This is a genomic window from Streptomyces sp. NPDC046335 (assembly GCF_055587985.1).
Map to the genome: position 1 here is coordinate 1 of NZ_JBVJFF010000027.1, position 7,408 is coordinate 7,408.

Annotated in this window: 6 protein-coding genes; 4 read left to right on the top strand and 2 right to left on the bottom strand. The window is 69.8% G+C overall.

Annotated elements, in window-relative coordinates:
* Both ACZ6JY_RS39610 and ACZ6JY_RS39615 read left to right on the top strand, forming a co-directional pair.
* Positions 1-98: sigma factor-like helix-turn-helix DNA-binding protein (locus ACZ6JY_RS39610; protein WP_469204357.1), on the top strand; the 98-nt coding region annotated here is incomplete at its 5' end.
* 277 nt (positions 99-375) lie between these two features.
* The gene (locus ACZ6JY_RS39615; protein ID WP_469204294.1) at positions 376-1,197 is read left to right on the top strand and encodes a SigB/SigF/SigG family RNA polymerase sigma factor; all 822 of its coding nucleotides are present in this window, start codon (positions 376-378) and stop codon (positions 1,195-1,197) included.
* Between the two features lie 3 nt (positions 1,198-1,200).
* Here the strand turns inward: ACZ6JY_RS39615 and ACZ6JY_RS39620 are convergent, their stop codons facing one another.
* Entirely contained in the window at positions 1,201-1,971 is a 771-nt protein-coding gene (locus tag ACZ6JY_RS39620) for a response regulator (protein ID WP_469204296.1), read from the bottom strand.
* Positions 1,972-2,083: 112 nt separating this feature from the next.
* On the opposite strand from ACZ6JY_RS39620, the gene ACZ6JY_RS39625 reads away from it, so the two are divergent.
* The gene (locus tag ACZ6JY_RS39625; protein ID WP_469204298.1) at positions 2,084-3,664 is read left to right on the top strand and encodes a sensor histidine kinase; all 1,581 of its coding nucleotides are present in this window, start codon (positions 2,084-2,086) and stop codon (positions 3,662-3,664) included.
* 21 nt (positions 3,665-3,685) lie between these two features.
* Here the strand turns inward: ACZ6JY_RS39625 and ACZ6JY_RS39630 are convergent, their stop codons facing one another.
* Positions 3,686-4,006: an ANTAR domain-containing protein gene (locus ACZ6JY_RS39630; RefSeq protein WP_469204300.1), complete on the bottom strand. Its 321-nt coding sequence runs from the start codon at positions 4,004-4,006 to the stop codon at positions 3,686-3,688.
* Positions 4,007-4,334: 328 nt separating this feature from the next.
* On the opposite strand from ACZ6JY_RS39630, the gene ACZ6JY_RS39635 reads away from it, so the two are divergent.
* Positions 4,335-7,286 (top strand): 3-keto-alpha-glucoside-1,2-lyase-like domain-containing protein, encoded by a 2,952-nt coding sequence (locus tag ACZ6JY_RS39635; protein ID WP_469204359.1) that lies wholly within the window; start codon positions 4,335-4,337, stop codon positions 7,284-7,286.
* Positions 7,287-7,408 lie beyond the last annotated feature (122 nt).

Consider the following 7,408-nt stretch of genomic DNA (forward strand, 5'->3'; position numbering starts at 1 on the left):
ACATCGCCGACCACCTCGGCTGCTCCCAAATGCACGTCTCCCGCCTCCTCACCCGCACCATCACCAAACTCCGCACCGGCCTCATGGACCGCGAGTAGAACGATCCCGCGGGGCGAACACGCGGCACACGCCATGACCCGTGTGCCGCACGCTGCGGCGCCTTCGCGCGACAGAGCCGTACGATCAGAAAAGTCCCGGAAGCGATATCGGGGGCCGGACGTCTGTCCGGTCCCCGATATCGCGGACAAACGGCCTTTTGACGTGCTTGAGGACCAGGCACATCCGCGGGAGCGGACCCTTCGGGGCCGTCCCTAGGTGTGCCTCGTCGCGCTCCCGTGCTGTTGATCACGACAGTCCCACGGGAAGGCCACGCACATGCCGACGAGGGCAGGACGCCCCCACCGCCGCCCGGACGCGCCGGACACCGCCGCCGACTTCGAACGCCTGGCCGCGCTGCCCCCCGGCCCGGAACGACAGCGGCTGGCCACCCAACTGGTCGAGGCCTGGTTGCCGATGGCCCGTCGGCTGGCGGGCAAGTTCCGCGACCGCGGCGAGCAGCTCGAGGACCTGGAGCAGGTCGCGGCCCTCGGCCTGGTCAAAGCCGTCGACCGCTACGACCCGGCGTACGGCCCCTTCGCCCCGTACGCCGTGCCCACGATCATCGGTGAGGTGAAGCGGCACTTCCGGGACCACGCCTGGCACGTCCATGTACCCCGGCGCGTGCAGGAACTGCGCAATCAGGTGCGCGCCAGCATCCGCGAGCTCAGTACCGGTACGGGCCGCTTCCCGACGGTGACGCAGATCGCCGAGCAGGGGCAGATGAGCAAGGAGGACGTACTGGCGGGCCTGGAGGCCATCGAGAGCTTCCGCGCCCTGTCCCTGGACGCCCAGCTCAGCGCGGGCAGCGAAGACGGCTCCGCCGCGCTGGCCGACACCCTCGGTCTGACCGAGCCGCGCTTCGACGCCGTGGTGGCGCGCGAGGCGGTCAAGCCGTGCCTGGCCCATCTGCCCGAACGTGAGCGCCGCATCCTGTACCTGCGGTTCTTCCACGACATGACCCAGGCGCGCATCGGTGAGGAGCTCGGCATCTCGCAGATGCACGTCTCCCGCCTGCTCGCCCACGCGTGCCGTCGCGTACGGGCCCACGTCGAACGCGACGACGGCAACGACCGGCACCCGGCACCGGCCGCCGTCTGACGCTCAGGGGCGGGGCCGGGTGGCGGTGTCGAGGTAGAAGGCGTCGATGCTCTGCACGGCCTGCTCGAACTCCTCCAGGTTCACGGGCTTGGTCACGTAGGCGTTGGCGTGGCTGCTGTACGCGCCGTTCACGTCGTCGGGAGCGCTGGAGGTGGTGAGGACGACGACGGGGATGGTCTGGAGGTCGTCGTCGGCCTTGAGGACCTTCAGCAGCTCCCTGCCGTTCATCCGCGGCATGTTCAGGTCCAGGACGATGAGGTCGGGCCGCGCGGAATCCGGGGCGCGCAGGTGCTCGAGCGCGGCGACTCCGTCCGTGACCTGGACCAGGTTGCGCGCACCGCGCTCGCTGAGAGCTTCCTCGATGAGCATCGCGTCGGCGGCGTCGTCTTCGACGAGCAGGACGTCGAAGGGGCGGGCGGGGGTGGCGATCATCGGATGCTCCGTGGGTTTTTCGTTGGAGTAGTGGAAAAGCCCCGGCCAGCGGCGCCGGGCTCCCTGGCGGGTCAGGCCGCAGGCGGCGCCGATCTGGGGGTATCCGGCACCTGCGTGGGCGGCGGCCACGGCCGCGTCACGCCGCAGCCGTTCGGCGGCCTGCTGAAGGTGATCCAGTACGTGCAGCAGGGCCAAGGCCTGCGCCGGGTCGTCCGGTACCGGACGCGCGGGGACTTCGAGCTGCTCGCGCGCGAGGCGCTGCGCCAGGTCGCCGACCGCCGCGTCGGCGAGGGCGGCCATCTCCTGGGCAGTGGTCCGCAGCCGGAAGTTCATGCCTGGCATGTCCGGCACTCTAGATCCCGGGGCGGCCGCCTGACAACAAATGTTGTCGAGCCTCTAGAGTGTGCTGGCCGCGCCTTGGAAGCGGCTGTCTGTCCCGGCAAGGAGTCCAGTGATGAGCGGCGTCGAGAGGCAAGCGCGCGTGCGCGGGCGTTCCCCGTGGACCACCCGGCGGTGGCTGCGCGTGGGAGTGGCCGTGTCCCTGCTGCTCCTGGTGCTGCTCGGGTCGACGGGGGCGTGGGTGCTGACGCGCACCGAGTCCCTCAGCACGGATCTCACCGACGTACGCTCCCCCGCCCTGACCACCGCGATCCGCCTCGAGTCGGCCATGCTCAACCAGGAGACCGGCATCCGGGGCTACGGGCTCACCGGCACCCGGGAGTTCCGCACCCCCTACGACCGGGGGCTGGTCGAGCAGAAGGCCAGCATGAGGGAGCTCGGCGAGCTGCTGGACGGCGACCGCGCCGGTCTTGAGGGCCTCAAGACCGTCCGGGACGCCGTGACGACGTGGCAGGAGCGGATCGCCCGGCCGATCGCCGCCGCGCCGCCCGGCTCGCCCTCTCCGCTGGCCACCGAGCGGGCCGAGGAGGGCAAGACCTCCTTCGACCAGGTGCGGACCGCCCTGAGGGACCAGCAGAAGACGCTGCGCGACGACCGTGCCCGGGCCAGGGAGGACCTGATGGACACGATGGCCGTGCGCAACTGGGTGTTCGGCGCCATCGGCATCGTCGTCCTGGCCCTCATCGCCGTCGTCTTCGAAGGCCTGCGGCGCGGCATCAACCGGCCGCTGGAGCGCCTCGGCGCGGACGCCCGCACCATCGCCGGCGGCGACTTCGACCATCCCATCACCCCGACGGGCCCCGCCGACCTGCAACACCTCAGCGGCGAGATCGACCACATGCGCCGGCGGCTCGTGCGGGAGCTGGACTTCAAGGAGGAGGCGCGGGTGCGCCTGGACGCGCAGGCGGCGGACCTCCGGCGCTCCAACGCGGAGCTGGAGCAGTTCGCGTACGTGGCCTCCCACGACTTGCAGGAGCCGCTGCGCAAGGTCTCCAGCTTCACCCAGCTCCTCCAGCGGCGCTACGGCGGGCAGCTCGACACGCGGGCGGATCAGTACATCGACTTCGCGGTCGACGGGGCGAACCGCATGCAGGTCCTCATCAACGACCTGCTCGACTTCTCCCGGGTCGGGCGGCTCCACAACGACCAGGAGGACGTCGACCTCAACAAGGTCTTCGAGCGGGCGCTGTCCGCGTTGAGCGTCAGCATCGAGGAGTCGGAGGCGGTCATCACCCATGACACGCTGCCGACCCTGGTCGCCGATCCCACGCAGATGGGCATGCTCTGGCAGAACCTCGTCGCCAACGCGGTCAAGTTCCGCCGTCCGGGGGTGGCGCCGAAGGTCCACGTCACGGCGGTGCGCGAGGACGGCCTGTGGCGCTTCACCGTCACCGACAACGGCATCGGCATCCCCGAGGAGTTCACGGAGAAGATCTTCGTGATCTTCCAGCGGCTGCACACCAAGGACGCCTACCCCGGCAGCGGCATCGGCCTGGCGATGTGCAAGAAGATCGTCGAGTTCCACGGGGGCACCATCGCCGTCGACCCCGGGTACCGCGAGGGCGCACGCATCACCTTCACGCTGGCTCCCGAGCCGCTGGAGCACACCGACATCACCCCGCCCGCCCTGCCGTAGCGGCGTGGCATGACGTGGTGGCTAGCGTCCGGGGTGGGGCCGGAGCTGGCGGGCCAGTTCGCCGCGGATGTCGGCGCGCAGTTCGCCTGATGCGGCCCACTGGACGAGCAGCGTGGCCACGTCCCGCAGTTTGGTGTTGGTGCGCTGGGAGATGTTGCGCAGGACGTTCCGCGCTTCGTCCGGGGTCAGCCGTCCCAGGACGAGGAGGACGCCGATCGCGTAGTACATCGTGGCGTGCGGGTGCGCCGCCGTGAGAGGCGGGGCCGCGTCCGTCGGCTGCTCGACGGACGTCGTCGGTCGCGGGTCCTGCGTCTTCGGCCACGCGGGCGCGTCAGTGCTCACCGTTGCCTCCGGGTCCGGGGCATCCGTGCGCCCCCGCCCATCCTGCCCGCGCCCACCGGATGGCGGGCGTAGCGACTCGGCGCCATCCAGAGTTTTTCCTTTCTCTGGACAAAGTATGGACCTCCCCGGACAACCTCCCTACGCTGAGCGTCGCTTTGGCTGAAGAAATCTGCGTAACCCGTACCGGAATCACCGGAAGCACGCAGGAGGAAGAGTGAAGCCACGCCCCGAGCCGATACCCGGCCGGCCTCACCGCACGCCCCGTCGCACGGCTCGTCGCACAGCCCGTCGCACGGCCCGAAGATCCACCGCTCTGTTGCTCACCGCCATGCTGGGCGGCGGTCTGCTGGCGCCCGCCGCGGCCGCGAAGGACGATCCGAAGCCGTTCGCCGACCTGCCGCCGCAGGAACCCGGCGTCACACTGCGGGTGTTCGACGTGCAGACGCCGCTGAAGAAGCTCTGCGACCTCAAGCCCGCCCAGACCCCCAACGTCGACAAGCTGATCCCGACGGCCGACTGGACGTCCACCGAGGGCTTCGGGTTCAACGACAACTTCGTCTCGCAGGTCATCGGCAACCTGAACGTGCCCGAGGCGGGCTCGTACGGCTTCCGGCTCATCAGCGACGACGGTTCGCGGCTCTTCCTCGGCGACCAGGAGGTCATCGACCACGACGGGCTGCACGGCGCCGAGCCCAAGGACGGCGAGATCACGCTCAACGCCGGCTACCAGTCGCTGCGCGTCGACCACTTCGACGCCGGCGGCGGCCAGCAGGTCACGCTCCAGTGGAAGCCGCCGGGGGCGAGCGAGTTCAAGACCGTCCCGAACTCGGTGCTCAGCACGGACGCCGGTGTCGTACGGGTCACCGCGCCCGGCCGCAAGGAGTGCGAGGGGACGTACGACACCCCCGGTGACGGTCTGCCGCTCACCGAGGTCAACCCCGGCTACAAGCTGACGGACCTGCGCCCCAAGGGCTTCGAGCCGCAGGTCTCCGCGATGGACTGGCTGCCCGACGGCCGGCTCGCGGTCTCCACCTGGGGCGGCAGCAACGAGAACAAGGGCGAGGTGTACCTGCTCGACCACGTCACCGGTGACACCAGCCCCGAGAAGGTCACGTACAAGAAGATCGCCGACGGGCTCAAGGAGCCGATGGGCATCAAGTACGTGGACGGCAAGCTGTATGTGTCGGAGAAACACCAGCTCACCGAGTTGAACGACACCAACGGCGACGACGTCACCGACGACAAGCGGAAGATCGCCGAGTGGCCGTACGGCAAGAACTTCCACGAGTTCGCCTTCGGACTGCTCTACGAAAAGGGCAACTTCTATCTGAACCTCTCCGTCGCCATCAACTACGGCGGCGCGACCACCGACCCGCAGCCCGCGCCGAACCGCGGCACGACCATCAAGGTCAACAAGGCGACCGGAAAGGTCAGTTACCTCGCCGGAGGCCTGCGCACCCCCAACGGCATCGGCCGCGGCCCGGACAATGACCTGTTCGTCGCGGACAACCAGGGCGGCTGGCTGCCCGCGTCCAAACTGGTCCACATCAAGCAGGACCGCTTCTTCAACCACTACATGAACCCCGACGGGCCCTACGACGACAAGCCCGTCACCAAGCCCGCGCTCTGGCTCCCGCAGAACGAGATCGCCAACTCCCCGAGCACACCGATGCAGCTGAAGAAGGGCCCGTTCGCCGGGCAGATGGTCTTCGGCGACGTCACCTACGGCGGACTCCAGCGCGCGGACCTGGAGGAGGTCGACGGCGAGTACCAGGGCGCCGTGTTCCGGCACACCCAGGGTCTCGAAGCCGGCGTCTCACGCATCAGCACCGGGCCCGACGGCGCGATCTACACCGGCGGCCTCGGCGCCGACGGCAACTGGGGACAGGCCGGAAAGCTCCGCTTCGGCCTGCAGAAACTGACCCCCAGCGGCAAGACCGCCTTCGACATCAAGACGATGCGCGCCACCCGTGGCGGCTTCGAACTCACCTACACCAAGCCGCTGTCGCAGGAGACCGCCGACAAGCTGACCAAGGGCGCGTACTCCGTCGAGCAGTGGCGCTACGCTCCCACCCCCGCCTACGGCGGCCCGAAGGTCGACGAGGAGTCGCTGCCGGTCACGTCGGCGAAACTCTCCTCCGACCGCCGGAAGGTGAAGCTGACGATCCCGGGCCTCAAGAGCGACCGCGTCGTCCACGTCCGCTCGCCGCGCCCGTTCTCCTCCTCCACCGGCGAGCAGCTCTGGTCCACCGAGGCCTGGTACACGCTCAACGCCAAGCCCGGCCCCGACGACCCGAGCACCACCTACGACGCCGAATCGGCCCGGCTGTCCGGCAGCGCGGGCACCGACACCGAGCACGCCGGATACACGGGCGCCGGTTTCGTCGACGGCTTCGGCGAGAAGGGCGCCAAGGCGTCCTTCGACGTCGAGGTCGCGAAGAAGGGCACCTACGACGTCGGCCTGCGCTACGCCAACGGCCCGCACCCCTCCCCCGGCACCAAGACGGTCAGTGTCAGCGTCAACGGCGCCGCCGCCGAGCAGACGAGCCTGCCGTCGACCGGCGAATGGAACCGCTGGACCACCAAGACGGAACGCCTGAAACTGCGCAAGGGCCACAACACCATCACCTACGGGGTGGGCGCCGAGGACACAGGGCACGTCAACATCGACGCGATCGACGTCCGCCGCCCCGGCAGCCGCGTCGACCTCTTCTCCGGCGGCAGCATCGCGTCGGCGTGGCAGCACACCGACGGCCGCAGCGCCGAGTGGCCGCACACCGCCGAGAAGTCCATGGAGGTCTGCTGCGGCGACCTTCGCACGAAGCAGCACTTCCAGGACTTCAAGCTGCACGTCGAGTTCCGGGTGCCGAAACTCCCGGACGACGTCACGGGACAGGACCGCGGCAACAGCGGGGTCTACCTCCAGGACCGGTACGAGGTGCAGATCCTCGACTCGTACGGCGTGAAGAAGCTCGCCGACAACGAGGCGGCGGCGATCTACCAGAAGAAGGCCGCCGACCTCAACGCCTCCACGGCGCCCGAGACGTGGCAGACCTACGACATCACCTTCCGCGCGGCCCGCTTCGACGCGGACGGCAAGAAGACGTCGGACGCGCGGGTCACGGTCGTCTGGAACGGCGAGAAGGTCCACGACGACGTGGCCATCGACGGCCCCACGGGCGCGGGCGCCCCGGAGTCGCCGGCAGCCGGCGCCATCCGCCTCCAGGACCACGGCAACAAGGTCCGCTACCGCGACGTGTGGGTGGAACCGCTGTCCTGAGATGGCGCGGGGGGGGGGGGGGGGGGGGGGGGTGGGTGGAATCCCGGCGGCGCGCCCGACCCTCCCTCGTCCTCCCTCCCCTGCCCCCCCTCACGCTCCCCCCCTCTCCCCCTGTCCGTCCC